The sequence below is a fragment of the Vibrio sp. OPT24 genome, assembly GCF_015163545.1.
Lineage (GTDB): Bacteria > Pseudomonadota > Gammaproteobacteria > Enterobacterales > Vibrionaceae > Vibrio > Vibrio cyclitrophicus.
In genome coordinates, this window is record NZ_JADDYI010000006.1 from 100,938 (window position 1) to 127,246 (window position 26,309).

Annotated in this window: 20 protein-coding genes; 17 read left to right on the plus strand and 3 right to left on the minus strand. The window is 45.6% G+C overall.

What is annotated here, in order from left to right; genetic code table 11:
• Positions 1-428 precede the first annotated feature (428 nt).
• From pyrB to IQO02_RS02870, 5 genes are all read left to right on the plus strand, one after another.
• Positions 429-1,358 (plus strand): aspartate carbamoyltransferase, encoded by a 930-nt coding sequence (pyrB, locus tag IQO02_RS02850; RefSeq protein ID WP_016786410.1) that lies wholly within the window; start codon positions 429-431, stop codon positions 1,356-1,358.
• 15 nt (positions 1,359-1,373) lie between these two features.
• Positions 1,374-1,838 carry an aspartate carbamoyltransferase regulatory subunit gene (pyrI, locus tag IQO02_RS02855; protein ID WP_004729721.1) on the plus strand — a complete coding sequence of 155 codons (465 nt, stop codon included), beginning with the start codon at positions 1,374-1,376 and terminating at the stop codon, positions 1,836-1,838.
• 327 nt (positions 1,839-2,165) lie between these two features.
• On the plus strand, positions 2,166-2,654 hold the full coding sequence (locus IQO02_RS02860) for an arginine repressor (protein ID WP_010435410.1): 489 nt from the start codon (positions 2,166-2,168) through the stop codon (positions 2,652-2,654).
• Positions 2,655-2,828: 174 nt separating this feature from the next.
• Positions 2,829-4,679, plus strand: coding sequence for a protein-disulfide reductase DsbD (locus tag IQO02_RS02865; RefSeq protein WP_102282643.1), 1,851 nt, complete (start codon positions 2,829-2,831; stop codon positions 4,677-4,679).
• Between the two features lie 252 nt (positions 4,680-4,931).
• A complete protein-coding gene (locus IQO02_RS02870; protein WP_102282644.1) occupies positions 4,932-5,561 on the plus strand; it encodes a response regulator in 630 nt (209 codons plus the stop codon).
• On the opposite strand, the gene IQO02_RS02875 is transcribed toward IQO02_RS02870, so the two are convergent.
• On the minus strand, positions 5,558-7,309 hold the full coding sequence (locus IQO02_RS02875; protein ID WP_102282645.1) for a potassium/proton antiporter: 1,752 nt from the start codon (positions 7,307-7,309) through the stop codon (positions 5,558-5,560). The genes IQO02_RS02870 and IQO02_RS02875 overlap by 4 nt on opposite strands.
• A 413-nt stretch (positions 7,310-7,722) precedes the next feature.
• Here IQO02_RS02875 and IQO02_RS02880 point away from each other — a divergent pair, with 413 nt between their 5' ends.
• The 4 genes from IQO02_RS02880 (at position 7,723) to IQO02_RS02895 (ending at position 11,693) form a co-directional block, all read left to right on the plus strand.
• Positions 7,723-7,989 carry a DUF4212 domain-containing protein gene (locus IQO02_RS02880; RefSeq protein ID WP_010435433.1) on the plus strand — a complete coding sequence of 89 codons (267 nt, stop codon included), beginning with the start codon at positions 7,723-7,725 and terminating at the stop codon, positions 7,987-7,989.
• Positions 7,990-7,999: 10 nt separating this feature from the next.
• Positions 8,000-9,703, plus strand: coding sequence for a sodium:solute symporter family protein (locus tag IQO02_RS02885; protein ID WP_016783690.1), 1,704 nt, complete (start codon positions 8,000-8,002; stop codon positions 9,701-9,703).
• Between the two features lie 208 nt (positions 9,704-9,911).
• The gene (locus IQO02_RS02890) at positions 9,912-10,295 is read left to right on the plus strand and encodes a hypothetical protein (RefSeq protein WP_010435452.1); all 384 of its coding nucleotides are present in this window, start codon (positions 9,912-9,914) and stop codon (positions 10,293-10,295) included.
• Between the two features lie 12 nt (positions 10,296-10,307).
• A complete protein-coding gene (locus IQO02_RS02895; protein ID WP_016769217.1) occupies positions 10,308-11,693 on the plus strand; it encodes a class II fumarate hydratase in 1,386 nt (461 codons plus the stop codon).
• A 127-nt stretch (positions 11,694-11,820) separates the two neighbouring features.
• On the opposite strand, the gene IQO02_RS02900 is transcribed toward IQO02_RS02895, so the two are convergent.
• Positions 11,821-15,252: a PAS domain-containing hybrid sensor histidine kinase/response regulator gene (locus tag IQO02_RS02900; RefSeq protein WP_228005994.1), complete on the minus strand. Its 3,432-nt coding sequence runs from the start codon at positions 15,250-15,252 to the stop codon at positions 11,821-11,823.
• A gap of 117 nt (positions 15,253-15,369) precedes the next feature.
• On the minus strand, positions 15,370-16,566 hold the full coding sequence (locus IQO02_RS02905; RefSeq protein ID WP_010435462.1) for a 3-phenylpropionate MFS transporter: 1,197 nt from the start codon (positions 16,564-16,566) through the stop codon (positions 15,370-15,372).
• 230 nt (positions 16,567-16,796) lie between these two features.
• Between IQO02_RS02905 and IQO02_RS02910 the strand changes: the two genes are divergently transcribed.
• The 8 genes from IQO02_RS02910 (at position 16,797) to dusB (ending at position 26,289) form a co-directional block, all read left to right on the plus strand.
• The gene (locus tag IQO02_RS02910) at positions 16,797-18,629 is read left to right on the plus strand and encodes a DUF294 nucleotidyltransferase-like domain-containing protein (protein WP_016792185.1); all 1,833 of its coding nucleotides are present in this window, start codon (positions 16,797-16,799) and stop codon (positions 18,627-18,629) included.
• A 12-nt stretch (positions 18,630-18,641) separates the two neighbouring features.
• The gene (locus tag IQO02_RS02915; RefSeq protein ID WP_010435468.1) at positions 18,642-19,274 is read left to right on the plus strand and encodes a 3'-5' exonuclease; all 633 of its coding nucleotides are present in this window, start codon (positions 18,642-18,644) and stop codon (positions 19,272-19,274) included.
• 218 nt (positions 19,275-19,492) lie between these two features.
• Entirely contained in the window at positions 19,493-21,442 is a 1,950-nt protein-coding gene (gene acs / locus IQO02_RS02920; protein WP_010435471.1) for an acetate--CoA ligase, read from the plus strand.
• A 323-nt stretch (positions 21,443-21,765) separates the two neighbouring features.
• Positions 21,766-22,215 carry a type II 3-dehydroquinate dehydratase gene (aroQ, locus tag IQO02_RS02925; protein ID WP_010435475.1) on the plus strand — a complete coding sequence of 150 codons (450 nt, stop codon included), beginning with the start codon at positions 21,766-21,768 and terminating at the stop codon, positions 22,213-22,215.
• Positions 22,216-22,289: 74 nt separating this feature from the next.
• Complete coding sequence (gene accB, locus IQO02_RS02930; protein WP_016769213.1) at positions 22,290-22,745, plus strand: acetyl-CoA carboxylase biotin carboxyl carrier protein; 456 nt, start codon at positions 22,290-22,292, stop codon at positions 22,743-22,745.
• A 15-nt stretch (positions 22,746-22,760) separates the two neighbouring features.
• A complete protein-coding gene (gene accC / locus IQO02_RS02935; protein ID WP_010435495.1) occupies positions 22,761-24,104 on the plus strand; it encodes an acetyl-CoA carboxylase biotin carboxylase subunit in 1,344 nt (447 codons plus the stop codon).
• Positions 24,105-24,292: 188 nt separating this feature from the next.
• The gene (gene prmA, locus IQO02_RS02940) at positions 24,293-25,180 is read left to right on the plus strand and encodes a 50S ribosomal protein L11 methyltransferase (protein WP_010435498.1); all 888 of its coding nucleotides are present in this window, start codon (positions 24,293-24,295) and stop codon (positions 25,178-25,180) included.
• A gap of 140 nt (positions 25,181-25,320) precedes the next feature.
• Positions 25,321-26,289, plus strand: a complete 969-nt coding sequence (gene dusB, locus IQO02_RS02945) for a tRNA dihydrouridine synthase DusB (RefSeq protein ID WP_010435502.1) — start codon at positions 25,321-25,323, stop codon at positions 26,287-26,289.
• The last annotated feature ends 20 nt before the right edge of the window (positions 26,290-26,309 follow it).

The following is a 26,309-nucleotide window of genomic DNA, read 5'->3' on the forward strand; positions in this document are numbered from 1 at the left end:
ATTAACAAGTTAAGTGTAATAGCAGGGAAATGCGGGTGGCATACTTGGGATTTAACCCTTGGATAAAGCCCGCATTTTTTTTCATTCGACTGAAGAAGTTATCACCCCAAAAAACACAAGTTTTTCTGTTTCAACAAAGGCTTAAATAGAAGTTAAAAACGGACATCATTTCGCATAAAAATCCATTAAATGAATACTTTACAGAAAGTATTGCATGGCGTTTTTATCTGAGTATAATCCTCCGCAATTTGTCTTAAGAGAGCAAAAAATGAACCGCAATTCTGTCGCACATTATTGTCAAACTACACGCCAAAGAGTGGCGGTGGTGTCATTTTTATTTTGCTCTATTGATCGTTTCGAAGCCTCCTATTTTTAGGGGGCTTTTTTTTGTCCGCAATTTGACTGTATGCATAGAAGGAAGACCCGTTATGGCGCATTCGTTATTTAACAAGCACATCATCTCCATACCTGAGCTCACTCGTAATGAACTGGAGCTTATCGTCGACACCGCAGCAAGGCTCAAGGCAGAGCCAAACCCTGAGTTGCTGAAAAATAAAGTCGTTGCGAGCTGCTTCTTTGAGCCTTCAACTCGAACTCGCCTCTCATTCGAAACCGCGGTTCAGCGCCTTGGCGGCACCGTCATCGGTTTTGATAATGGCGGCAACACCTCACTAGCGAAGAAAGGTGAAACGCTTGCCGATTCGGTGCAGGTTATTTCATCTTATGTCGATGCCTTTGTGATGCGTCACCCACAAGAAGGCGCAGCACGTTTGGCCTCAGAATTTTCAAACGGTGTTCCGGTGGTGAATGGCGGCGACGGTGCCAACCAGCACCCAACTCAAACCTTGTTGGATCTGTTCTCGATTTACGAAACACAAAGTACGCTTGATAACCTCAATGTGGCGTTCGTCGGCGACCTAAAATATGGCCGAACTGTGCACTCATTGACGCAAGCACTATCAAAATTCAATAACGTGCGTTTCTTCTTTATCGCGCCAGAAGTGTTAGCGATGCCAGATTATATCTGTGAAGAATTAGAAGAGATGGGTATCCAATACAGCACCCACAGCAGCATTGAAGAGGTGGTGCCTGAACTGGATGTCCTGTACATGACTCGCGTACAGAAAGAGCGCTTTGATGCATCGGAATACGCACACATGAAGTCAGCTTACATCCTAACCGCCGATACATTGAAAGACGCTCGTCAAAACATGAAGGTACTTCACCCACTGCCACGCGTCGACGAAATCACCACTGACGTTGATAAAACGCCACACGCTTACTACTTCGAACAAGCTGAAAACGGTGTGTATGCACGTGAAGCTTTATTAGCCCTAGTTCTAAACGACACTTTATAAGCAGGAGATACAGTCATGGTTAAACAAACTCAGCTACAAGTAGAAGCGATCCGTAACGGCAGCGTGATTGACCACATCCCTGCTCATCTTGGGATTAAAATTCTCAAACTGTTCAAGCTGCATAAAACAGAGCAACGCATCACCATGGGGTTAAACCTGCCATCATCAGCGCTCGGCAACAAAGACCTAATCAAGATTGAGAACATCTTTCTGACCAAGGAACAAGCCAATCAATTGGCTCTGTACGCTCCACAAGCGACTGTGAATCAGATTGAAGAGTACAAAGTGGTCAACAAGCTCACACTTGTTCTGCCAGAACAAATCAACAGTGTGTTCGCCTGCCCAAATAGCAACTGTATTTCACACGGTGAACCTGTCGAAAGTAGCTTTAAAGTGCAGCTAAAACACGAAAACGTACAGCTAAAATGTCACTATTGTGAAAAAGTATTCTCTCGCGAGATCATGAGTGAAATTCGCTAACCCTTAGCGCTACTACCTCCGCAACAAAAACCATTTAAAGTTTATGGATATTTATTCCCAACACGGAATAAATATCCATTTAGTCAAAGAATAAAACCCCACAAAAAAAGCAATTAACCAGAATTTTGTTTGGTGATCACCTTCAAAAAGATAACTATTCTTTAGTGGTAGACTCAATGTATAGATGATCATACATCTCGCATACCCTTCCTTCTCTACTTCGGGATTCATCGGTAAGCCTAATTAATCATCGTACTCTACGGCTTTGGGAGTGCGCTCAGCGCTATGGACAAGCGATATCCACAGTTTGACCTTAAGGAGTTGTTCATGAACGAAATCACTGAGCACGGTTGCTTGTATTCAGCTGAAGATAAAACACTGACTGCCGCGTGCAAACGCTTACTACAACAACAAAGCTTCTCGACCCAGAACCAACTGCGCGAGAAACTGGTCGACATTGGCTATACAGGTATCAGCCAATCGACCGTCTCTCGCATTTTGTCACAGCTTGGCGTTGTCAAAATTCAGAATGCCTGTGGTAAAAAGGTTTACTGCATCACGGTTGAAAGCGCGCCTGTGCGTGTCGATGCCTCAATCTCATCACAAATCGAATTAATTACTCACAACCAAGCGATGGTGATCGTAAAAACAAACCCTGGCTGCGCACAGTTGGTCGCAAGATTAGTCGATATCGACCCACATACCGAGATTATCGGTACGGTTGGCGGCAATGACACCGTGCTAATTATCCCGAAAGACACGATGAACATTGATGCTTGTGAACAAGTAGTAAGAGCACGCTTAGGTGTTGCCTAAATGTCTTATTGGCAAGGGCTGTTACTGCAGTTGCGCAGCTAACCCTCTCTCGACAGCCTAAAAAAGTGGCTCACCCGCCCTAGCGGATATTTGCTGGTCGATGAAACTAATCACAAACTATTACGGTCTGATTGAGTTAAGATACCTTCAACTCCATTTTGATGACTAAATAGTATGCGACGACTTGCCACATTACTTTTTGTTTGTGTTTCCCTGTACACCCAGCCTGCGTGGGCGCTTTTTGGAAACAACAACGCCGAGCCAAGCTTCGGAGGCAATAACAACGGTTTTGTCCCTGTAGACCAGGCTTTCCCTTTCAATTACTACCAGCAAGACGGTAAGGTCCTTCTAGACTGGCAAGTAAAAGAGGGCTACTACCTCTATCAACACAGCCTATCGTTCACTGGCCAGAATCTCGCTATCGGCAATGTTGAAATGGAAGATGGCCAACCACACCAAGATGAATTCTTCGGTGAGGTGAGCATTTATACTCAGCCGTTATTCGTGCAAGTTCCTCTACAGAGTTACCAAGATGGCTCAAAGCTGGTCGTTAAGTATCAAGGCTGTGCGGATGCGGGTTTCTGCTATCCACCCGAAACTCGAATCATCGACATTGAGCCATTTACGGCTTCAGGTTCAAGCGACTCTCAAGCCAATGCCGTGTCGCAAGAGTCATCGGCTGTTAACAATGAGGCCGATGCTTCAATGCAACAGGCTTCTCCAAAAGCAGACGTTGCCAATAACACCACTCCACAATCAAGCGCACCCGTTTCAAAAGAAGCGAGCCTAGCCGATAAGCTCGGTGACAGTTGGTGGACGCCATTATTATTCTTAGCACTTGGTGTTGGCTTAGCCTTTACACCGTGTGTTCTGCCGATGTACCCAATTCTAACGAGTATCGTATTAGGTGGTGGCAAGCTCAGCCAAGGCCGTGCGCTGATGCTGTCCTTCATCTATGTGCAAGGTATGGCGTTAACCTACACCTTATTAGGTCTAGTGGTTGCCTCTGCGGGTATGCAGTTCCAAGCTGCCATGCAACACCCCTATGTGCTAATCGCGCTAAGCGTTCTGTTCGTGGCTTTAGCGATGTCGATGTTTGGCGTTTATAACCTGCAACTGCCAAGCAGCATCCAAACCTGGCTCAACAACCAAAGTAACAAGCAACAAGGTGGTAATACCTTGGGCGTGTTCGCGATGGGTGCTATCTCTGGCTTGGTGTGTTCACCTTGTACCACGGCTCCATTGTCAGGTGCGCTGCTGTATGTCGCTCAAAGTGGTGACCTATTAACGGGTGCGATTGCTCTGTATGCCTTAGCGATGGGTATGGGTATCCCACTGATCTTGGTTGCGGTGTTTGGTAATAAGCTGCTGCCGAAAGCGGGTAGCTGGATGGACAAGGTGAAGGTAGTATTTGGCTTTATCTTGCTGGCTGCACCTATCTTCCTACTAGAGCGTATTATCCCTGAGTTGTGGGCAACCGTGCTTTGGTCTGGCCTTGGCTTCATCGCCTTTGGTTGGCTTTACCACAGCAAGAATGCACTGCCATTCGGCGACTGGAAACAGAGCGCAGTGGGCATCATCGCGATGCTCGGCCTGTTCGCTTCAGCGCAACCAGCATTGAATTACTGGTTCGCAGAAAAGAGCGTTGTGGTTGAACAACAAATCCAATTTGCACGCATCAACACGGCTGAAGAGTTAGAAATCCAGCTCATCGAAGCCAAGAAACTCGGAAAGCCAGTGATGCTCGATTTCTACGCCGATTGGTGTGTGGCATGTAAAGAGTTTGAGAAGTACACCTTCCACCAAGCTGATGTTGAGAACAAGCTTTCTGATTTCGTCCTGCTTCAGGCTGACGTGACGAGAAACATGCCTCAAGACATTGAACTGCTTAAACAATTACAAGTGCTCGGTTTGCCAACTATAGAGTTCTGGGATGGCGAGGGTAACCATGTTCCAAATGCTCGTGTCACTGGCTTTATGCCTGCAGATGTATTCTTAAAACACATGCAAGACCACCAGCTATAACCTTGCTAAAGCAGTAACGAAAGCAATAACTGACCACTTCTAAGCTATTCAGTTATATAAAGTAAACCTGAAAGCCGAGTAAACTTCTCCCTAAGTGGGATGGTTGCTCGGCTTTTTTGTTAATGAAAGCAACGGATTCCTGTTCTGGCAATAAAAGTCGATATGGTTCAGACTTTTAATGCATAAATATTGTCCACATACTCAATCAGGATGATAATAAATATTAACTAAATTGTTAAAAGTATGAACGTCATGGACTCGACCTATACCATCATCATTGCTGATGACCACCCTCTTTTTCGCAACGCCCTATTTCAGTCAGTTCATATGGCGATCAGTGGTGCGAACCTGCTTGAGGCTGATTCTCTCGATGCCTTACTGACTCTACTAAAAAAAGAAGATGAACCCGATCTGTTGCTTCTCGACCTTAAAATGCCCGGTGCGAATGGGATGTCAGGCTTGATTCAACTGCGCGCAGAATCCCCCGACTTACCTATAGTCGTGATTTCAGCCAGTGAAGAAGCGAGCGTCGTCAGCCAAGTGAAGAGTCATGGTGCTTTTGGCTTTATTCCAAAATCGAGTGATATGCGCGAATTAGTGAGTGCACTCAATCAAGTGCTCAATGGCGACCCGTTCTTCCCTGAAGGACTGATCACCAATAATGCTGCCTGCACCGACCTTGCAGAAAAGATTTCCACACTGACACCTCAGCAATACAAAGTATTGGGGATGCTTTCTGACGGCTTACTTAACAAGCAAATCGCGTATGAACTAAATGTTTCGGAAGCGACCATCAAAGCACATATGACAGCCATCTTCCGTAAATTGGATGTGAAAAACCGAACTCAAGCAGTTATCTTGCTACAAGAAGTCCACAATTAAACTTCGTCAATATCCTTTCCTAAAGTCGTCTTGGGCAAACATAAACCCAACTTGACGACTTTATAATCATTTATCTCTGCCACCACCCAATTAATGCCATTCCACTTGAAGTTATCGCCCAATACAGGGTGTGCACCAAGCTCTTGAGCAACCAATTGTTTTAGCGTCATTTCTCGCTCCTGCTCGGAACCCAACTCTATACCATAACAATCACTGACGGCAGCGACCGATAGCCCAATATCTAAGAAGAAGTCGCCAAAGAATCGAGCGGTATCTTCAGCCAAAGGAGCCTCACTGAACAGTTCGCTTAAGCTATCTAGGTCTTTATCTTGCCCAAGTACACATAAGGTATCATTCGCCTCTAACACGGTACTGCCCGATGGGTGGAGCAAAGCATCTTTTCTAAATAACGCGGTAATTCGCGTCCCTTCAGGCATAGACAAGCGTTTAAGCGGTTCGCCAATACACCACTTGTCCTCTTTCAACTTATAGACAAACATCTCCCACTCACTGGTAGGGTAGATCTCAATGCCGGTACGAGAAATCGGTGTCGGCGTTGGCGGTAAGGTCACTTTCGCGAGTCTAGCGACTTTCATTAAGCTGCCGCCCTGAACAATCAGCGAAACCATAACCACGAAGAAGGCAATATTGAAATACAACTGAGCATTTTGCAGGCCTGCCATCATCGGGAAAACCGCCAAGATGATCGGCACTGCACCGCGTAAACCCACCCAAGAAACAAACCAGCGCTCTTTGGTGGTAAAACGTCGAAACGGCAATAAACCGAGCCAAACAGAGATTGGACGAGCAAACAAAATCATACCGAAAGCAAGCGCAAGCGCCGGTATAGCAATGTCCATTAGTGTCGATGGTGTCACCAACAAACCTAACACTAAGAACATCACGATTTGGCTAAGCCACGTCATGCCATCAAGAACATTGAGAATAGAGTGTCGAGAGCGAGTCGGACGATTTCCGATGAACAAGCCCACTAAGTAAATAGATAAAATACCGCTGCCGCCAAGCATGTTGGAGAACGCAAACAGCGCTACGCCACCACTCAGCACCAAAATAGAGTAGAGACCATCAGCCAACTTAACTCGATTGATTAGGCTCCATAAAACCCAGCCGCCACCGATACCTACAAGGGTGCCGATACCAAACTGCATTGCGAAACTTTTCAGTAGGAAATTCATTCCCATTTCAGCTTCGGGGTTACCTAACAGCGCGATTAGGGTTACCGTAAGGAAGACGGCCATTGGATCGTTGGTACCCGATTCAATCTCTAGGGTTGAGCCTACACGCTCATTGAGACTTTGCCCTTTAAGCAAAGAGAATACCGCCGCAGCATCGGTTGAGCCTACAATGGCCCCAACCAAAATCCCCTGCATCAGTGACAGCTCAAACAGCCATGCGGCCATTAAGCCCGTTAAGGTTGCAGTACATGCCACGCCTATCGTTGCTAGGGAGAGCGATGGCCAAAAAGCAACCTTGAAACTCGCCACCTTAGTTCGCATACCGCCATCTAGCAAGATCACGGCAAGAGCCAAGTTACTCACTAAGTATGTCAGAGAGTAATCATCAAAATTGATGCCACCGGGACCATCTTCACCGGCTAACATGCCAACGAAAAGGAAGATCAAAAGAATAGGTACGCCCAATCGAGAGGACACTTGCGAGAAGAGTACACTGATGGCGATGAGTACAGCACCAGTTAAGAATAAGTGGTTGATAGTTATTGCGTCCAATTCGTTCCCCCAAATAATAAACCCGAGCTTTAAGCCTGTTGATCTTCTGCCGTTTAGCAGAGCACGGTCGGTGAAAGTGCCTTAGATACTATAACAAACTTATGTTTCGCTTCGTGTCATATGCAGGACTAAATACCATTTATCGGTGATTTAGTTGTTAAATTTTATGACTCGCACTCTAATTCGCTCTATTTTGTTAGACCTTTGGCTAATTTAACAACATTGCAACATCACACTTTTCTATGGTTATGCCCTCTAGCCCCCATATTTCAGCACTTTAGTCTCAATACCGTCCAGACTAAAGTTGCACAGATCCCTTGACTTATCCTTGCTACATTCTAAATCGTAACATTACGTTAACACGGCTATTTTACAAAAACGGTTTCTACGAAAACGGAATAAAGGAGAAGGCAATGGCGTTCGAATCTACGGAACATGCTCAAGCCTACTGGAAGGAAAACTTGGGAATTATGGGAACACTGCTCGCGGTTTGGTTTGCAGTGTCTTACGGCGCTGGCATCTTATTTGTGGATGCCCTCAATACCGTTCAGTTTGGCGGGTTCAAGCTAGGCTTTTGGTTCGCTCAGCAAGGTTCGATATACACCTTCGTGGCGCTGATATTTATTTACGTTGTTCGCATGAATGCGCTCGACAAAAAATACAACGTACAGGAAGACTAGAGGCTAGAACATGGATATTCAAACTTGGACGTTTATTCTCGTCGGTATTACTTTTGCAGTATATATCGGCATCGCAATCTGGGCTCGTGCAGGGTCAACCAGTGAGTTCTACGTAGCCGGCGGCGGTGTACACCCAGTAGCCAATGGTATGGCGACAGCGGCTGACTGGATGTCGGCAGCATCATTCATCTCAATGGCAGGTATCATCTCATTTGTTGGTTACGACGGTGCAGTTTACCTAATGGGTTGGACAGGTGGTTACGTACTGCTTGCACTATGTTTAGCACCTTATCTACGTAAATTCGGTCAGTTTACGGTTCCTGATTTCATCGGCGAACGTTACTACTCGAAAACGGCACGTATGGTAGCGGTATTCTGTGCAATCTTCGTATCATTCACATACGTTGCTGGTCAAATGCGTGGGGTTGGTGTTGTATTCTCACGTTTCCTAGAAGTCGACATTAACCTCGGCATCATCATCGGTATGGGTATTGTGTTCTTCTACGCAGTACTTGGTGGCATGAAAGGCATCACTTATACGCAGGTAGCTCAATTCTGTGTCCTCATTTTCGCCTTCCTTGTTCCAGCTATTTTTACTTCGATCATGATGACAGGTAACCCGCTTCCACAGGTTGGTATGGGTTCAACTCTCTCTGGCACCGACGTTTACCTACTTGATAAACTGGATGGTCTAACCGAAGAGCTCGGGTTTACCGCCTATACCGAAGGTAACAAGAGCATGGTAGATGTATTCTTCATCTGTGCGGCTCTAATGGTAGGTACAGCAGGTCTTCCACACGTAATCATTCGTTTCTTCACTGTGCCAAGAGTACGTGATGCTCGTATTTCAGCGGGTTGGGCACTACTGTTCATCTCATTGCTATACACAACAGCACCTGGCGTTGCAGCATTCGCTCGTGTAAACATGATCGAAACCATTAACGGCCCAGACATGCAAGGTGTCGCAGCAGCAGACGCACCAAGCTGGTACAAAAACTGGGAAAGCACTGGCCTTGTAGGTTGGGAAGATAAGAACGGCGATGGCAAAATGTTCTACTCGGGCGATGAACGTAACGAAATGAAGATTAACCGTGACATCATCGTACTGGCTTCTCCAGAGCTAGCAAAACTACCAAACTGGGTTGTCGCACTACTTGCAGCTGGTGGCCTAGCAGCCGCACTATCAACAGCCGCGGGTCTACTATTGGTCATCTCAACGTCGATTTCACATGACTTATTGAAGAAAGGCTTCAGACCAAACATGACCGACAAGCAGGAGCTATTAGCCGCTCGTTTAGCCGCTATGGTCGCCATTGTCGGCGCGGGTTACTTAGGTATTAATCCACCAGGCTTCGTAGCACAGGTAGTCGCGTTTGCCTTCGGCCTAGCCGCAGCATCCTTCTTCCCTGCCATCATCCTAGGTATCTTCTACAAGAAGATGAACAAGGAAGGCGCTATTGCAGGTATGTTGTCAGGTATTGCCTTCACAGCAAGCTACATCATCTACTTCAAGTTCATTAACCCAGCAGCAAGCACACCGGAAAACTGGTGGTTTGGTATCAGCCCAGAAGGCATCGGTACGCTAGGTATGTGTCTAAACTTTGTAGTATCAATTGCAGTGAACAAAGTGACCGCTGAAGTTCCTGAAGATGTACAAGAGATGGTTGAGTCTATCCGTTATCCTAAAGGTGCTGGTGAAGCTCACGACCACTAAGAAGCTCGCGACTTAGTGACTAGGATAAGAAGTACTTAGAAAATGAATCAGTGCTTACATTGTAGGGATTAGGTACTGACTCCAAGAAAGCCGATGCATTCATGTATCGGCTTTTTCTTTTCATTTTATAGAAAGATAAACAAAGGGTTGTTTTTAAAATCTCATTTGATAATAATTATCATTAACATCCAATAGAGAGATGCAGATTATGATGAAAGAACAGCAAAGTCTCTATTCGAGATTTTACAAAGCACAGGATCGCTTTGCTTCATTAGAACAAGTACAAGGCCATGAGCCTTTTGTGATTAGAGAGTATATAGAGTGTGCACTCACGCTTTCTGCTTACTATGAAAAACACGCCGCCCAAGAAAACATCTTGTTGTGCGAGCTTTACCTGCGCCAAGTTTTCTTCCATTTAATTGAAGCGATTGAGTCTCCTGAGCGCAGTTTCGCCTTTCGTCATATCTGCCTAGACTCTATTCACTCACCGCTATTTTATCTGAAACGCCACTACTGCCAGCTACCTCAAGGCCAAGCGCGTTTTTTGAATCTCAGCCAAACACTACAACAAGTCCAAGCCCCACTTGGCTAACAAGGATAGAAGATGACCCTACAATATCGAATTGAGAAAGACAGCATGGGAGAAGTGAAAGTCCCTGCCGATGCGCTATACCAAGCACAAACTCAGCGTGCAGCAGATAACTTTGCTTTTAGTTCACACAAAATGCCAACTAGCTTCATTCAAGCACTAGCATTCATTAAGCAGGCCGCCGCTGACACCAACGCTCAGTTAGGTTTATTGGAAGGTGATATTGCCAACGCGATTTCCGAAGCAAGCCAAGAGATCATTGATGGTAAATACCTCGATCAATTCCCAATCGATGTCTACCAAACCGGCTCTGGCACTAGCTCCAATATGAATGCCAATGAAGTGATTGCAACGCTCGCTTCAAGAAGTTTACAAGGTGACGTGAACCCGAATGACCACGTCAACATGGGCCAAAGCAGCAACGATGTGGTACCAACCGCCATTCAAGTGAGCGTTGCTTTGATGGCAGAAAACAAGTTGTTGCCAGCACTAACTCACCTTGCTGAAGCTCTCACTATCAAGCAACAGGAGCTTGCTGAGGTAGTGAAGACAGGCCGCACTCACCTAATGGATGCGATGCCAATTACCTTTGCTCAAGAGCTAGGTGGTTGGAAGTTTCAGATTGAGCATGCCAAGCAAGCCATTGAAAGCAGTTTGCCAGCAACCAAGGCACTTGCTCAAGGTGGCACAGCGGTAGGAACAGGGATCAATGCTGACCCGCGCTTTGCCGATAAATTTGCGAGTAACCTTTCTCAATCGACAAAGATCAGTTTTACCTCGAGTGAAAACTTCTTTTTTAACCTCAGCAGCCAAGATGCGATCGTCGCATTGTCTGGCCAGCTTAAAACTGCAGCAGTTGCGATCATGAAGATCTCAAACGATCTTCGCTGGATGAACTCCGGGCCGTTGGCGGGCTTAGGTGAGATTGAATTACAGGCGCTACAGCCAGGGTCGTCTATCATGCCTGGAAAAGTAAACCCAGTGATTCCAGAAGCCGCAGCAATGGCTGCAGCGCAAGTGATAGGAAATGACACCACCATTACGCTGGCTGGGCAATCTGGTAGCTTCCAACTGAATGTGATGTTGCCGGTGATTGCTCATAACGTGTTAGAAAGTATTGAATTGTTGGCAAATAGTTCTGTCGCCTTGGCAGACAAAGCCATCGTTTCCTTCGCTGTACGCCAAGACAATCTCGATTTGGCACTGTCAAAGAATCCGATTTTAGTCACAGCGCTAAACCCTGTGATTGGTTACCTAAAAGCGGCAGATATTGCCAAGAAGGCCTATAAAGAAGGTTTACCGATCCTCGATGTTGCAGAGCGAGAAACAGACCTAAGCCGAGAAGAACTCAGCAAGCTGCTTGATCCAAGCACACTGACGCAGGGCGGCATTGCGGGCTAGCTCGTTAGCAAATTATTAAATTAGCGAATAAATAGGTATTAACGATCCTTACTGAAACAAAAAAGGCCTCATCCGAGGCCTTTTTACATTCGTTCATTAATTAGGAATTAGAGCTTATTATTCCTAATTAACTCACCCGATTTAAGACTGCTCTGAGTTTTAGCGGTTTCACTGGCTTAGCAATAAAGCTGAAGCTGTTAGCCTTTATCGCAGCCAACATGTCATCGGTTCTATCAGCACTGATGATGACACCTTCAAAAGAGTCGCCAAGACGTAAACGACACTGTTGCAAAACTTCCAGCCCCGTTCGGCCATTATCGAGGCGATAATCAGAGAAAATTACATCCGGATGCCAATCATCATCGAGACACTTCAAGCTTTCGACTAAGTCGACGGCCGTCTTAACCTCACAGCCCCAGCGACCAATCAAGTTCTTCATCCCGACCAAAATCTCGCGCTCATTATCGACACACAATATTTTCAGGTGTTCGATGTCGCTGGTCGCCATTGGCGCTGAAACTTGTACAATTGGAGCAACCTGTTCGGCTCTAGCCAAGGTGATAGAAAAAACACTGCCTTGCCCTGGCCATGATCGCATTGATATTTGGTGACCTAAAACATGAGCGATGCCTTTAGAAATCGCGAGCCCTAACCCCAAGCCTTGATCGGCACGAACTTGGCTACCACGAGTAAACTCTTCAAAGATCTCTTGCTGCTTATCTTCGTCGATACCCGTTCCGTTATCCCACACATCAATTCGCACCTGGCCGTTAACTCGTCTCGCACCCAGTACTACTTTCCCTTCCGGGTTGTAACGAAAAGCATTGGTCAAAAAGTTCTGAATAACACGCCTTAACAATTTGGGGTCAGAATGAATAAACAGAGATGAAGGGATCATCTTGAACTGGATTTTTTGTTGTGTCGCCAAAGCACTAAATTCAGCATTCAAATGGATAAGAACATCATGCACGGCAATCGCATGAACATTGGTTTCTAACTTTCCCGACTCCAATCGAGAGATATCTAATAAATCACCAATCAAGTCCTCAGCAGCACCAAGTGCACTTTCGATATGGGATGAAAGCTGCTTCACCTCTTGTTCCTTTGCCACTTCAGAGAGTGAAGAAGCAAACAAACGAGCAGCATTCAGTGGTTGCATTAAATCATGGCTAACCGCTGCTAAAAAACGACTCTTAGATTGTGATTCTTGATCAGATATTTGCGTTGCTTTTACTAAGCGATGGTTAAGTTTTTCGAGCTCTTGGGTTCGTTCATGGACTCTTGATTCTAAACTTTCATTGGCATCTTTCAGCGCTTGCTCGGCTTGTCTAAATACCGTGATGTCAGTAAAACTCATGACGAAGCCACCACTTGGCATCGGGTTACCTTGAACTTCAATGACTCGACCATCAGGACGAATACGAGAAGATGTATGTCGAGTGCCTTGCTCAAGGTGATAAACACGACGTCGAACGTGATCCTCTGGGTCGCCTGGACCACACAAACCTTGTTCAGCATTATGACGAATGACATCAGCGATTGGTCGACCGACTTGAATCAACCCCGCAGGAAATTCAAACAATTCTAAATAGCGCTGATTCCATGCCACCAGCCTCATCTGTTTATCTACCACCGCAATACCTTGGCCAATATGCTCGATTGCACCTTGCAGTAAGCCACGACTAAAATCATATAGCTCAGAGGCTTCATCAACGATGGTCGCCACTTCTTCAAGCTGCATATTTCTGCCTTGTAAAGCAGAAGTAAGTACTAACTTAGCTGAAGATGCTCCAAACACACCCGCAAGCACGCGTTCTGCATGTCGAATCAAACTTGCAGGCGCTTGTTGATTCGGAAGTAGCGGTTGACCATGTTGTTGCCAGTAACTGTGTAAGGCACTTTTTGCCCGTTTACGACCGACAAAACGAGACGCCAACATCTCCAATTCAGCTACCGTGACACGACTCTGATAGAGGCTTATATTTTCATTTTCAGGCAGCGGAGTGCCAACAAATGCCGCTGATTGTAAGCGCTCACTTAGGCTTGGTCTGGTCGTCATTGACACCACGGTATAACACAAAGTATTGAGCGTAATACTCAATACAATACCCCAGTTTGAGCTACTGATATCCCAGCTACTGAGCAATTCGGGTGGCGTGATTATCCATAACAATAGGTTGCTTTCGCTATCACCTGCCAACATGCTGGTTTGGCTCATCAAGGTAATAAGCCAAACGACTGACCCGACTAACAAACCGACATAGACACCTTTGCGATTACCTGGACGCCAATACAAACCACCTAATAATGCCGGTGCAAATTGCGCGATAGCAGCAAAGGAGAGAAAACCGATCGCCGACAAAGAATGGATCGTATCTAGCGCCTGATAGAACACCCAAGCGCCAAGTAAAAGCAGTAGAATTAACCCACGACGAATCACCAATAACAGGCCAGAAAAATGCTTATGGGTTCTTTGAGTCAAACGCATCCGGCGCAGCAGCAATGGCATCACTAAGTCGTTCGACACCATAATCGCTAGTGCAATAGTCGAAACAATCACCATACCACTGGCCGCTGAAGTACCGCCAAGAAAGGCTAACAAGGCAATGTGATTCGCTCCTTCAGCCATTGGTACACTGATGACATAAGTATCGGCAGGCATGTTGGTGAGTAACCCCTGACCCGCCCAAGCAATGGGCAGAACAAACAGCCCCATCAAGATTAGGTAAACCGGGAATAACCAACGAGCGGTATGTAAATCCTGTGGGCGCTCGTTCTCAACAACCATGGTATGGAACTGACGAGGTAAGCAAACAATCGCCAGCATGGTTAAAACGGTATGAATGATTAAGGTCGGAATGTTAGGTGATTTATAGGTGGAGGCTGCAACATCAAGTAGGTCGATTTTATCGCTACTCATCGCCAGATAAATAATAAACAGACCGACAATTAAAAAAGCCGCGAGCTTAACAATGGATTCAAATGCCACCGCCATCATCATGCCACGGTGATGCTCTGTGTTATCGATGTGCCGAGTACCAAACAGCATCGTAAAAATAGCCAAAGCACCAACCACAAACCAAGACACGTGATAATCTTGATAGCCGAAATCAGCCGCCAGATTTGGGGCAACAATATCTAACCCCATGGTAATACCGCGAAGTTGTAATGCGATATAAGGAAGAATACCGACCACAGCAATGATGGTCACGGCAACCGCTAGCCCTTGAGATTTGCCATAACGAGCCGCAATAAAGTCAGCAATTGAGGTGATATGTTCACGTTTCGCAATGAGTATCAGCCGCGCTAAGATCCGCCACCCAAGTGTAAATACCAAAATAGGCGCGAGATAAATGGGTAAAAAGGACCAAGGGTTATTGCTGGCCTGCCCGACCGTTCCATAGAATGTCCACGAAGTACAATACACCGCAATTGAGAGGCTATAGATCCACGGGCGCCAACGCGATAGCCAACGAACCTGCCTGTCTCCATACCAAGCGATCAGAAATAACACACCCAAGTAGGCTAAAGAGACTGGAATTACTATCCATCCTTGCATTAAAAACCCTTTTTCATCCATAAAAAAACCTCTCCATAAGGGAGAGGTTTTATTTAACTAAGGATGGGTCATTAACTCAATCGCATCGCTTAAATTCTGTGCTTCAGACTCTAATTATCAGCATTTGCTTTGAGATTCTGACTGTTCCGAATCTAATTGATTAATCTCAACCACTGAACTTCTCTCATCCAACTTAATGAATAGAGCAAGTGCACCCATAGCAGCCATACCCCAGAAAATATTGGCGCCCCAAAGCTCGTAGCCCCAACCACTAAAGGTGGTCATTAGTGCGATAAAAGCACCTAATGGAATCGCGTTATACAGAGCCTGTAGTGCGACCATCTTATTCGGTTCTTCAGACTGGATGTATTGAATCGCTGCGATGTGTGCCATCGCAAACGTCACACCGTGCAGCAGTTGCACCATAACCAGTGCAAAAATCGCTGTCGTTGATGCTGTAATACCCCAACGAGCCATCACACCGAATGCAGCAATCACAAACAGAGTGCGAAGAGTAAGACCAGAGAAAAGTCGCTTACTTAAAGCAAACACCGCAACTTCTGCGACAACACCTAAACTCCACAAATAACCAATAACCGCTTCCGAATGCCCTGCTTCTTTCCAATAAATAGCACTAAAGCTGTAATAAGCGGCGTGGCTACCTTGTAGCAGTGCCATCAAAGCCAAAAACTTAACCACAGATGATTCACGCAACAGTTCAGCTAATTTAGGTCGTTCCGCTTGTTGTTCCGATAACGTCACTGGCATCACGTTAGGATTTCTCATCGCTAAAACTAATGACAGCAGCACACCCGCAAGAGCCGTATACAGAATCATATCAGTGCCAAATTTGGCCACTAGGAAACCAACCACGGTTGAACCTGCAATAAAAGCAATCGACCCCCACAAACGAGTACGGCCGTAGTCGAGCATTTTCAAGCGGCTGTAATGGTTCGCCATCGCATCAGAAAGAGGAATGATCGGCCCACAACATAGATTGAACAATACTGTGGCTAGCAACATCAATAAGAAGCTACCACCAGTAAAGAAATGGAAACCGACAAACAATAAGGCTGCAAAGCTCAAACAACGCAGAGCTGGCATTAGATGTTCCACTTTATGGATTCGTGGAGTAATCACTAGGTTGGCAACACAACGCGTCGCAAAACCGATACCAATTAATACGCCAATATCACCAGCAGACACGCCCTGGTCTTCAAACCACAATGCCCAAAATGGCAAGTACACGCCATACGCAAAAAAGAAACCAAGAAAATACTGAGAGATCCAGCCATAAGGGGAAGGGCTAAACATAAATAACCTATAAAAATGTGCGGAAAAAGGCAGCACTAATTATGCCTATCTCGCATACGATGAAAAAGGGAATTATTACTGGGATAGTATTCCCATATTCAATTAGTTTGAATATCGCATTTCAATGAGATATCTCACTCTCATCGATACCCATTCTCGCATTTAGACTAAAGTCGTCTGGAGCTTCGCTGGTAATTTGCCAGACTAAGTAAAGACTCCCAATTGTTTCGATGCTTATGCCTGATAAATTTAATATGCAGCACCCACCTTTCGATAGCCTGTCCGATACGGAGCAGTTAACACTGCGTTCGTCATTGGATGTGGTTTACTACCGAGCGCACGAGGTGATTTTGGAAGCTGACCGACCAAGTCGTCACCTGCATATTCTGATTAAAGGCGCAGTCGAAGAGCGGGCAAGCAGTGATGGCGAGATCTATGCTCACTATGCCAATGACGATATTTTTGATGTCCGCAGCCAATTCGACGCGCATACCAAACACCAATATATCGCGCTAGAAGATACTTTAAGCTACCTACTACCAACCGATGTCTTTCTTGAGCTGTACCACGCCAATGGCCAGTTTGCCGCATACTTTGATAACAACCTTTCGACAAGAAAAGCGCTAATTGAAGCCGCTCAACAGCAACAGAATCTTGCCGAGTTCATACTGACCAAAGTAGACGAGTCGATCTATCACCCTCCACTGATACTTGAACCAAACCAACCTATCAACCAAGTCACTCAAACCCTTAAAGAACAAGGGCTGGACTCGGCCTTGGTTCATTTAGAACATTATGATCAAAAAGCTTTTAGATCATCATGTACCTTACCGTATGGAATTGTCACAAGAACCAATTTATTACATGCTGTAATGTTAGATAACCGCCCTCTGGATACGCCTGTTGGTGACATAGCGACCTTTCCAGTGATGAATGTCAATCAAGGTGACTTCCTGTTTAATGCCATGATTACCATGACCAGAAATCGCGTAAAAAGGTTGATGGTTTGTGATGGTTTAAATGCAGTTGGTATGGTGGACATGACTCAGATTCTTAGTGCGTTTTCCACTCATTCACACGTTCTCACTTTACGTATTGCGCGAGCTACCAGCGTTGAAGAATTGGCAATGGCCTCCAACAAACAACGTCAATTGGTCGAAAGCCTGCTCGGTAATGGCATTCGCACGCGCTTTATCATGGAGCTCATTTCAGCGGTCAACGAGCAGATAATTGAGAAAGCCTTTGAACTCACGATTCCACCCGCGCTGCATAATCACTGCTGTCTAATTGTTCTGGGGTCAGAAGGCCGTGGAGAGCAGATTCTCAAAACCGATCAAGATAATGCGCTCATCATTCAAGATGGCTTGGAGTGGCATCAATGCCAAAGTGCCATGAACGAGCTCACCCACACTCTGCAACAATTAGGTTACCCACTGTGCCCAGGCAACGTAATGGTCAACAACCCTAAATGGGTGCACTCTCAGCAAGAATGGAAACAAACCCTCACGAGTTGGGTAAGAAAAGCCACGCCAGAAACCGTCATGGATATTGCTATCATGGCGGATGCACACGCCGTTGCGGGTAACAGAGAACTTTTAAAACCGGTCAAGCAGCACCTGAGTAATTTGATGTTGGGACAGGAGTTAATCCTCACTGAGTTTTGTCGCCCTGCCCTTAGCTTTTCGGTTCCCCTCACTTTGTTTGGCAATGTTAAACAGTCCAAGTCAGGGCTCGATATCAAACGAGGCGGTATTTTTCCTCTAGTCCATGGTATTCGGGCACTCAGCCTTGAGCATGGAGTCACCGTAAACAACACCTTTGAGCGTATTGAACAGCTCGTCAATAAAAATGTATTAGAACAAAGCACCGCTGACAACCTTAACGAGGCACTCAAGCAGTTCTTTAAGTGGCGGTTATCTCAGCGACTATCCCAACAGCACAGCAGCAATAAAATTAACGTTAAATTGATGGAGCGAGCAGATAGAGATCTGCTTCGCCATAGCCTGCATGTGGTCAAAAAGTTCAAGCAATGGCTCGGCTATCATTATCAGATAAGAGATTGAGGCAATTGAGCGATGAATAGATTGGTTCGTTATTTCTGGCACCACAAACTCAAAGGGTCCCCTTATCAGCCTCTGTTTGTTGCGCCTGCCCATAATGAATACGTATCTTTAGATTGTGAAACCACCAGCCTCGACCCCAATCAGGCCGAATTAGTCACCATTGCCGCCACAAAAATCATTGGCAATCGAATTATTACCAGTGAGCCTTTTGAAGTTAGGCTTCGAGCGCCACAATCGCTCGATTGCAATTCCATCAAGATTCACCGTATTCGTCACCAAGATTTAAAGCACGGTCTAGAAGAAAAACAAGCCCTGATTGAGCTACTAAACTTCATCGGAAATCGTCCTTTAGTCGGCTATCACATTCGTTATGATAAGAAAATCCTCGATCGTGCCTGTTTAAAACAGCTTGGATTTCCACTGCCTAACCGATTAGTCGAAGTGAGCCAACTCTATCAAGACAAACTCGAAAGACAGCTACCCAACGCTTATTTCGACCTCAGCATGGATGCGATTTGTCGCCAGCTCGATTTACCTATCCCGGTCAATAAACATGATGCATTACAAGACGCTATCTCCGCAGCACTGATCTTTGTCCGCCTTAAGCACGGCGACTTGCCCCGCTTCAACTCTTCTTATTCGTAATTCAACTGCAAGCTTTCCACATAGAGAGCAACATCTCAAAAATGAACTTAACTTGCTATTTTGTAAGTGAAAAGCGGCGTCTCATCCTAAAGTCTAATTGTGGAAATCGTCGTCCTAGCCGAGAGTGATAACACAACGACAGTCCTGTAATAGACTTAAAAACTGAACACAAAGGAAGTTGCCAGTTCATTTAGAATGTAGGCACAAGGAGAGATGCAATGAGTGAAGCCCACGTTTATCCGGTAAAAGAAAATATTAAATCAACCACACACGCGGATAATGACACTTACCTAGCCATGTACCAGCAATCTGTTTCTGACCCTGAAGGCTTTTGGGGTGAACACGGAAAAATCGTTGATTGGATCAAGCCTTTCACACAGGTAAAAAATACCTCTTTCGACCCTGGCCACATTGATATTCGATGGTTTGAAGATGGCACGCTTAACGTTTCGGCTAACTGTATCGACCGTCACCTTGCTGAACGAGGTGATGAGGTTGCTATCATCTGGGAAGGCGATGACCCTACTGATGATAAAACCCTAACCTTCAACGAACTGCACAAAGAAGTGTGCCTGTTTTCTAATGCTTTAAAAGAGCAAGGCGTACGCAAAGGGGATGTGGTTTGTTTATACATGCCAATGGTTCCAGAAGCTGCAGTTGCCATGCTGGCATGTACCCGTATCGGTGCGGTTCACACAGTGGTATTTGGCGGTTTCTCACCAGAAGCACTGTCCGGTCGTATTATCGATTCCAACTCTAAAGTCGTTATCACTGCCGATGAAGGCGTGCGTGGCGGCCGTGCGGTTCCACTGAAGAAGAATGTCGACGAAGCACTGACTAACCCTGAAGTGAAAAACATCGAGAAGGTTGTTGTATTCAAACGCACTGGCGGTGATGTTGCATGGCACGAACACCGCGATGTGTGGTGGCACGATGCTATTGCTAATGTATCTACAGATTGCCCACCAGAAGAGATGAACGCAGAAGATCCACTATTCATTCTTTATACGTCAGGCTCAACAGGTAAACCTAAAGGCGTTATGCACACTACAGGTGGCTACCTTGTTTATGCAGCAATGACCTTCAAATACGTATTCGACTATCAAGAAGGCGAGACTTTCTGGTGTACTGCCGATGTGGGTTGGATTACCGGTCACACATACCTTGTTTACGGACCACTAGCCAATGGTGCAAAAACAATCCTATTCGAAGGTGTGCCTAATTACCCTAATACCAGTCGTATGAGCGAAGTGGTTGATAAGCACCAAGTCAATATTCTTTATACTGCGCCAACCGCGATTCGTGCATTAATGGCTAAAGGTAATGAAGCCGTTGAAGGCACCTCTCGTGACAGTTTACGAATCATGGGGTCAGTGGGTGAACCTATTAACCCTGAAGCGTGGGAGTGGTACTACAAAACAATCGGTAATGAGCAATCGCCAATTGTTGATACATGGTGGCAAACAGAAACGGGCGGTATCTTGATTGCACCACTGCCGGGCGCAACAGACTTAAAACCAGGCTCTGCAACTCGTCCATTCTTCGGTGTGCAACCGGCGTTGGTTGACAACATGGGTAATATCATTGAGGGTGCAACCGACGGCAACCTAGTTATTCTGGACTCTTGGCCAGGTCAAATGCGTACCGTTCATGGCGATCATGACCGTTTTGAACAGACTTACTTCTCTACTTTTAAAGGGATGTACTTCACCAGTGACGGTGCTCGTCGTGATGAAGACGGCTACTACTGGATTACTGGTCGTGTCGATGATGTACTTAACGTATCAGGTCACCGTATGGGTACCGCTGAGATTGAATCGGCTCTAGTGGCGTTCGATAAGATCGCTGAGGCTGCGATTGTGGGTATCCCTCATGATATTAAAGGCCAAGCAATTTATGCTTACATCACACTGAATGATGGCGAGTTCCCAACCGCAGAGCTTCATAAAGAAGTGAAAGACTGGGTACGAAAAGAAATTGGCCCAATCGCAACACCCGATGTCCTGCACTGGACCGACTCGTTACCGAAAACGCGTTCAGGCAAAATTATGCGCCGTATCTTGCGTAAGATTGCCACTGGCGACACGGGGAACTTAGGTGATACTTCGACACTAGCAGATCCAAGTGTGGTCGATAAGCTCATCGCAGAGAAAGCCGAACTGGCATAATCAACCAGCAACACGAGCTAATTACCGTTTAAAACAGGCTCATCCTAAACCGTCACCTATGTGGCGGTTTTTTTATGGCTGATCTTGATCTCAAATATCTCCCACAAAATTAAGGATACAACGGTTTTTTGTTAAGTTGGTAACAATTCCATGTTGTATCAATAGGAGATTAGACCAGTAAATTGCTGCGATTTGCGCTGAATTAGCTATAATCTGGTTCTAATTTTTAATTTTGGGTTTTTCTCACTGGAAATTAACCCCAAATTTTCAATAAAATGGCAACATTCACGTTCGTAAACACGATAAAGGAAGATAGCCCCACGATGTCTACAAAGTTTCGCATTCTAGTTTTAAATGGCCCAAACCTTAACCTGTTAGGCCTTAGAGAGCCTGCACACTACGGTTCTCAAACACTTGACCAGATTATTAGCTCATTGACAGAGCAAGCGAAAGCACACGATGTTGAGCTATCTCACTTACAGTCAAATCGTGAGTATGAGCTGATTGAGGCTATCCATAGTGCTTATCAAAATGTTGATTTCATTATTATCAACCCAGCAGCCTTTACACATACCAGTGTGGCACTGCGTGATGCACTACTTGGTGTAGCTATCCCATTTATTGAGGTTCATCTATCGAATGTTCACGCACGTGAACCATTCCGTCACCACTCATACCTATCTGATAAAGCAGAAGGTGTGATTTGTGGCTTAGGTGCTCAAGGTTATCAATTTGCTTTGACCGCTGCGCTCAGCAAGCTCAACTCAAAGTAAACATAAACAACGAACTATTACTAACCTACTCAGTCATAGAGTAAGTTCAATTAACAGATAAAGAGAAAGAAACAATGGATATTCGCAAAATCAAAAAGCTAATCGAATTGGTTGAAGAGTCTGGTATTTCTGAGCTAGAAATCTCTGAAGGTGAAGAGTCAGTACGAATCAGTCGTAACAGTACTGCACCTGTTGCACCGATTCAATATGCAGCAGCTCCAGCTCCTGTAGCAGCGGCAGCAGCTCCTGCGGCGGCTCCTGTAGCAGCAGAAGCAGCGGCTCCTGCAGTTCCAACTGGTCACCAAGTTCTTTCTCCAATGGTTGGTACTTTCTACGGCGCTCCAAGCCCAGATGCAAAACCATTCGTTAAGGTTGGTCAATCTGTAACTGCTGGCGAAACGCTATGTATCGTTGAAGCAATGAAAATGATGAACCAAATCGAAGCTGATAAATCTGGTGTGGTAACCGCAATCCTTGTTGAAGACGGTCAGCCAGTAGAATTCGACCAAGCTCTAGTAATTATCGAATAATAGAGAGCACTCATTATGTTAGATAAATTAGTAATCGCGAACCGTGGTGAAATTGCACTACGTATTCTGCGTGCATGTAAAGAACTTGGTATTAAAACGGTAGCGGTTCACTCAACTGCTGACCGTGATCTTAAGCATGTACTACTTGCAGACGAAACCATTTGTATCGGTCCAGCTCGTGGTATCGATAGCTACCTGAACATTCCTCGTATCATCAGCGCAGCTGAAGTAACGGGTGCAGTCGCTGTCCACCCAGGCTACGGCTTCCTATCTGAAAATGCAGACTTTGCAGAACAGGTAGAACGCAGTGGTTTTATCTTCGTTGGCCCTAAAGCTGAAACCATTCGCATGATGGGTGACAAAGTGTCAGCTATCACGTCAATGAAGAAAGCTGGCGTACCTTGTGTACCCGGTTCTGATGGCCCTCTTGATGATGACGATGCAAAAAACAAAGCGCACGCTAAGCGCATTGGTTTCCCAGTTATCATCAAAGCATCTGGCGGTGGCGGCGGTCGTGGTATGCGTGTTGTTCGTTCTGAAGCAGAACTAACAGAAGCTATCGCAATGACTCGTGCAGAAGCAAAAGCTTGTTTCAACAACGATATGGTTTACATGGAGAAATTCCTAGAAAACCCACGTCACATTGAAGTACAAGTACTTGCAGATGGCCAAGGCAATGCTATCCACCTAGGTGAACGTGACTGTTCTATGCAGCGTCGTCACCAGAAAGTTGTGGAAGAAGCACCAGCCCCAGGTATCACTGAAGAGATGCGTAAATACATCGGCGAACGCTGTACTCGTGCATGTCTTGAGATTGGTTACCGCGGCGCAGGTACATTTGAATTCCTATACGAGAACGGTGAGTTCTACTTCATCGAAATGAACACTCGTATCCAGGTTGAGCACACGATTACTGAAATGGTAACAGGTATAGACCTAGTGAAAGAGCAACTGCGTATTGCTGCAGGTCAGCCTCTATCATTTACACAGGATGATATTAAGCTGCGTGGTCACTCAATCGAATGTCGCATCAACGCGGAAGATCCTGTTCGTTTCCTACCTTCACCAGGTAAGATTCAACGCTTCCACGCTCCAGGCGGCATGGGTGTACGTTGGGAATCTCATATCTATACGGGTTACACAGTACCACCACACTACGATTCAATGATTGGTAAGCTGATCACTTACGGTGAGAACCGTGATGTTGCTATCGCTCGTATGAAGAACGCATTGGGTGAGATGATTATTGAAGGCATTAACGTTAATACTGAGCTTCAATTGGCTATTATGAACGACGAAAACTTCCAACACGGTGGTGCAAATATCCACTACCTTGAGAAGAAGCTTGGTCTCCAATAGAAGCTAGCCTCTATCATTCGTTCTTTTAAGAACAGGTAAAATGCTCACTTCGGTGGGCATTTTTTGTTTTTAGAGCACTCGAAAAAATCAATCGATAATCCCTTTTATATTCCATGGGGTTTTGGTGAATTTGCTCATATTTTCTGCTAGACTCGCCATCCAATTTTTCTCATATAGAAGATGCAGCCATGCCTTGGATTCAAATCAAGCTTAATGCTACCAATGAAAATGCCGAACAGATCGGCGACATGTTAATGGAAGAGACTGGTGCTCTTTCCGTAACTTTCCTTGATGCACAAGATACCCCTGTATTTGAGCCTCTGCCGGGTGAAACTCGCCTTTGGGGTGATACTGACATTCTCGCGCTTTATGACGCTGAGACTGATACAGGTGTCGTCCTAGCACAGATTAAAGCTAGCAACATGTTCCCTACTGACTTTGCTCATAAAGTAGAGCAAATCGAAGACAAAGACTGGGAACGTGAATGGATGGATAACTTCCACCCAATGAAGTTTGGTGAGCGTCTTTGGATTTGCCCTAGCTGGCGTGATATCCCAGAACCAGACGCAGTAAACGTCATGCTGGACCCTGGTCTAGCGTTTGGTACGGGTACTCACCCAACCACCGCATTGTGTCTTGAGTGGCTTGAAGGCCTAGATCTAACGGGAAAAACCGTAATCGACTTCGGTTGTGGCTCTGGCATCCTTGCGATCGCTGCAATCAAACTTGGCGCAGCAAGAGTTATCGGGATCGACATTGATCCTCAAGCTCTGCTGGCTTCAAAAGACAACGCACAGCGCAACGGCGTGGCAGACCAATTAGACGTATTCTTACCACAAGATCAACCTGAAGGTTTGCTAGCTGACGTTGTGGTTGCCAACATTCTTGCAGGTCCATTACGTGACCTTTCAAGCATCATCAAAGGCCTAGTTAAGCCAAATGGTGTACTAGCGATGTCGGGTGTTTTAGATACACAAGCGGAAGATGTAGCGACTTATTATCGTGATGAACTTCACATTGATCCGATCATTGAACAACAAGAATGGTGTCGCATCTCAGGTCGCAAGCAAGGCTAGACAAGACTTTGGGCGCTAATTGACTGAAATTTAAGCGAATTACAAAAACAAATTGTAAATGCTCAAATATTAGTCTTTTCACGCAGCGAAAAAATGCGTAAAATGCGCGCCCTTGCTGGTACAGAACTGTGATGACATTTTTGAAAATCGGAAATTATCAACTTAAGAACAATCTAATCGTCGCTCCTATGGCTGGCGTAACGGATAGACCATTCCGTGAGTTGTGTCTTCGCTACGGTGCGGGGATGGCAGTCAGTGAAATGATGTCCTCCAATCCGAAAGTTTGGAAAACGTCAAAGTCTCAGCAGCGTATGGTACATGAAGGCGAATCGGGCATTCGTTCAGTACAAATCGCTGGTGCAGATCCACAGCTTATGGCCGAGGCTGCTCAATTTAATGTGGATAACGGTGCGCAAATCATCGATATCAACATGGGATGTCCAGCCAAAAAAGTGAATAAGAAGCTTGCGGGCTCAGCCCTACTTCAGCATCCAGAACTCATTGAAGAAATTCTGAAAGCTGTGGTAAATGCTGTCGACGTTCCAGTAACGTTGAAAACGCGAACAGGCTGGGATACAGACAATAGAAACTGTGTCCAAATTGCTAAAATAGCCGAAGACTGCGGCATACAAGCTCTTGCCCTCCATGGAAGAACACGCGCTTGTATGTACAAAGGTGAGGCAGAATACAAACACATTAAAGCAGCGAAACAAGCAGTATCTATTCCGGTCATCGCTAACGGTGATATCGATAGTCCGGAAAAAGCGAAGTTTGTGCTGGAGTACACTGGCGCTGATGCTTTAATGATAGGTCGACCTGCCCAAGGACGTCCTTGGATTTTTAACGAAATCCTACACTATTTGGAAAACGGTACCACGATGGACCCACTCCCGATTTCGGAAGTGAAAGACATCATGCTTGGTCATGTGCATGCTCTACATGAATTTTATGGAGAGTTTTTAGGCCCTCGCATCGCTCGTAAGCATGTGGGTTGGTACCTAAAAGAACATGAACAAGCGAGTGAGTTTCGCCGTACCTTCAACGCATTCGAAGCAGGTGATCTGCAGCTTGAGGCGCTAGAAGGTTTTTTTGATAACGTTGCACCATAATTACGAGAAGAGCTAGACCG

Excerpts from the sequence above, each read along its gene's own strand:
- pyrB (WP_016786410.1), top strand. The coding sequence starts at position 429 with ATGGCGCATTCGTTATTTAACAAGCACATCATCTCCATACCTGAGCTC.
- pyrI (WP_004729721.1), top strand. The coding sequence starts at position 1,374 with ATGGTTAAACAAACTCAGCTACAAGTAGAAGCGATCCGTAACGGCAGC.
- IQO02_RS02860 (WP_010435410.1), top strand. The coding sequence starts at position 2,166 with ATGAACGAAATCACTGAGCACGGTTGCTTGTATTCAGCTGAAGATAAA.
- IQO02_RS02865 (WP_102282643.1), top strand. The coding sequence starts at position 2,829 with ATGCGACGACTTGCCACATTACTTTTTGTTTGTGTTTCCCTGTACACC.
- IQO02_RS02870 (WP_102282644.1), top strand. The coding sequence starts at position 4,932 with ATGGACTCGACCTATACCATCATCATTGCTGATGACCACCCTCTTTTT.
- IQO02_RS02880 (WP_010435433.1), top strand. The coding sequence starts at position 7,723 with ATGGCGTTCGAATCTACGGAACATGCTCAAGCCTACTGGAAGGAAAAC.
- IQO02_RS02885 (WP_016783690.1), top strand. The coding sequence starts at position 8,000 with ATGGATATTCAAACTTGGACGTTTATTCTCGTCGGTATTACTTTTGCA.
- IQO02_RS02890 (WP_010435452.1), top strand. The coding sequence starts at position 9,912 with ATGATGAAAGAACAGCAAAGTCTCTATTCGAGATTTTACAAAGCACAG.
- IQO02_RS02895 (WP_016769217.1), top strand. The coding sequence starts at position 10,308 with ATGACCCTACAATATCGAATTGAGAAAGACAGCATGGGAGAAGTGAAA.
- IQO02_RS02900 (WP_228005994.1), bottom strand. The coding sequence starts at position 15,252 with ATGCAAGGATGGATAGTAATTCCAGTCTCTTTAGCCTACTTGGGTGTG.
- IQO02_RS02905 (WP_010435462.1), bottom strand. The coding sequence starts at position 16,566 with ATGTTTAGCCCTTCCCCTTATGGCTGGATCTCTCAGTATTTTCTTGGT.
- IQO02_RS02910 (WP_016792185.1), top strand. The coding sequence starts at position 16,797 with ATGCTTATGCCTGATAAATTTAATATGCAGCACCCACCTTTCGATAGC.
- IQO02_RS02915 (WP_010435468.1), top strand. The coding sequence starts at position 18,642 with ATGAATAGATTGGTTCGTTATTTCTGGCACCACAAACTCAAAGGGTCC.
- acs (WP_010435471.1), top strand. The coding sequence starts at position 19,493 with ATGAGTGAAGCCCACGTTTATCCGGTAAAAGAAAATATTAAATCAACC.
- aroQ (WP_010435475.1), top strand. The coding sequence starts at position 21,766 with ATGTCTACAAAGTTTCGCATTCTAGTTTTAAATGGCCCAAACCTTAAC.
- accB (WP_016769213.1), top strand. The coding sequence starts at position 22,290 with ATGGATATTCGCAAAATCAAAAAGCTAATCGAATTGGTTGAAGAGTCT.
- accC (WP_010435495.1), top strand. The coding sequence starts at position 22,761 with ATGTTAGATAAATTAGTAATCGCGAACCGTGGTGAAATTGCACTACGT.
- prmA (WP_010435498.1), top strand. The coding sequence starts at position 24,293 with ATGCCTTGGATTCAAATCAAGCTTAATGCTACCAATGAAAATGCCGAA.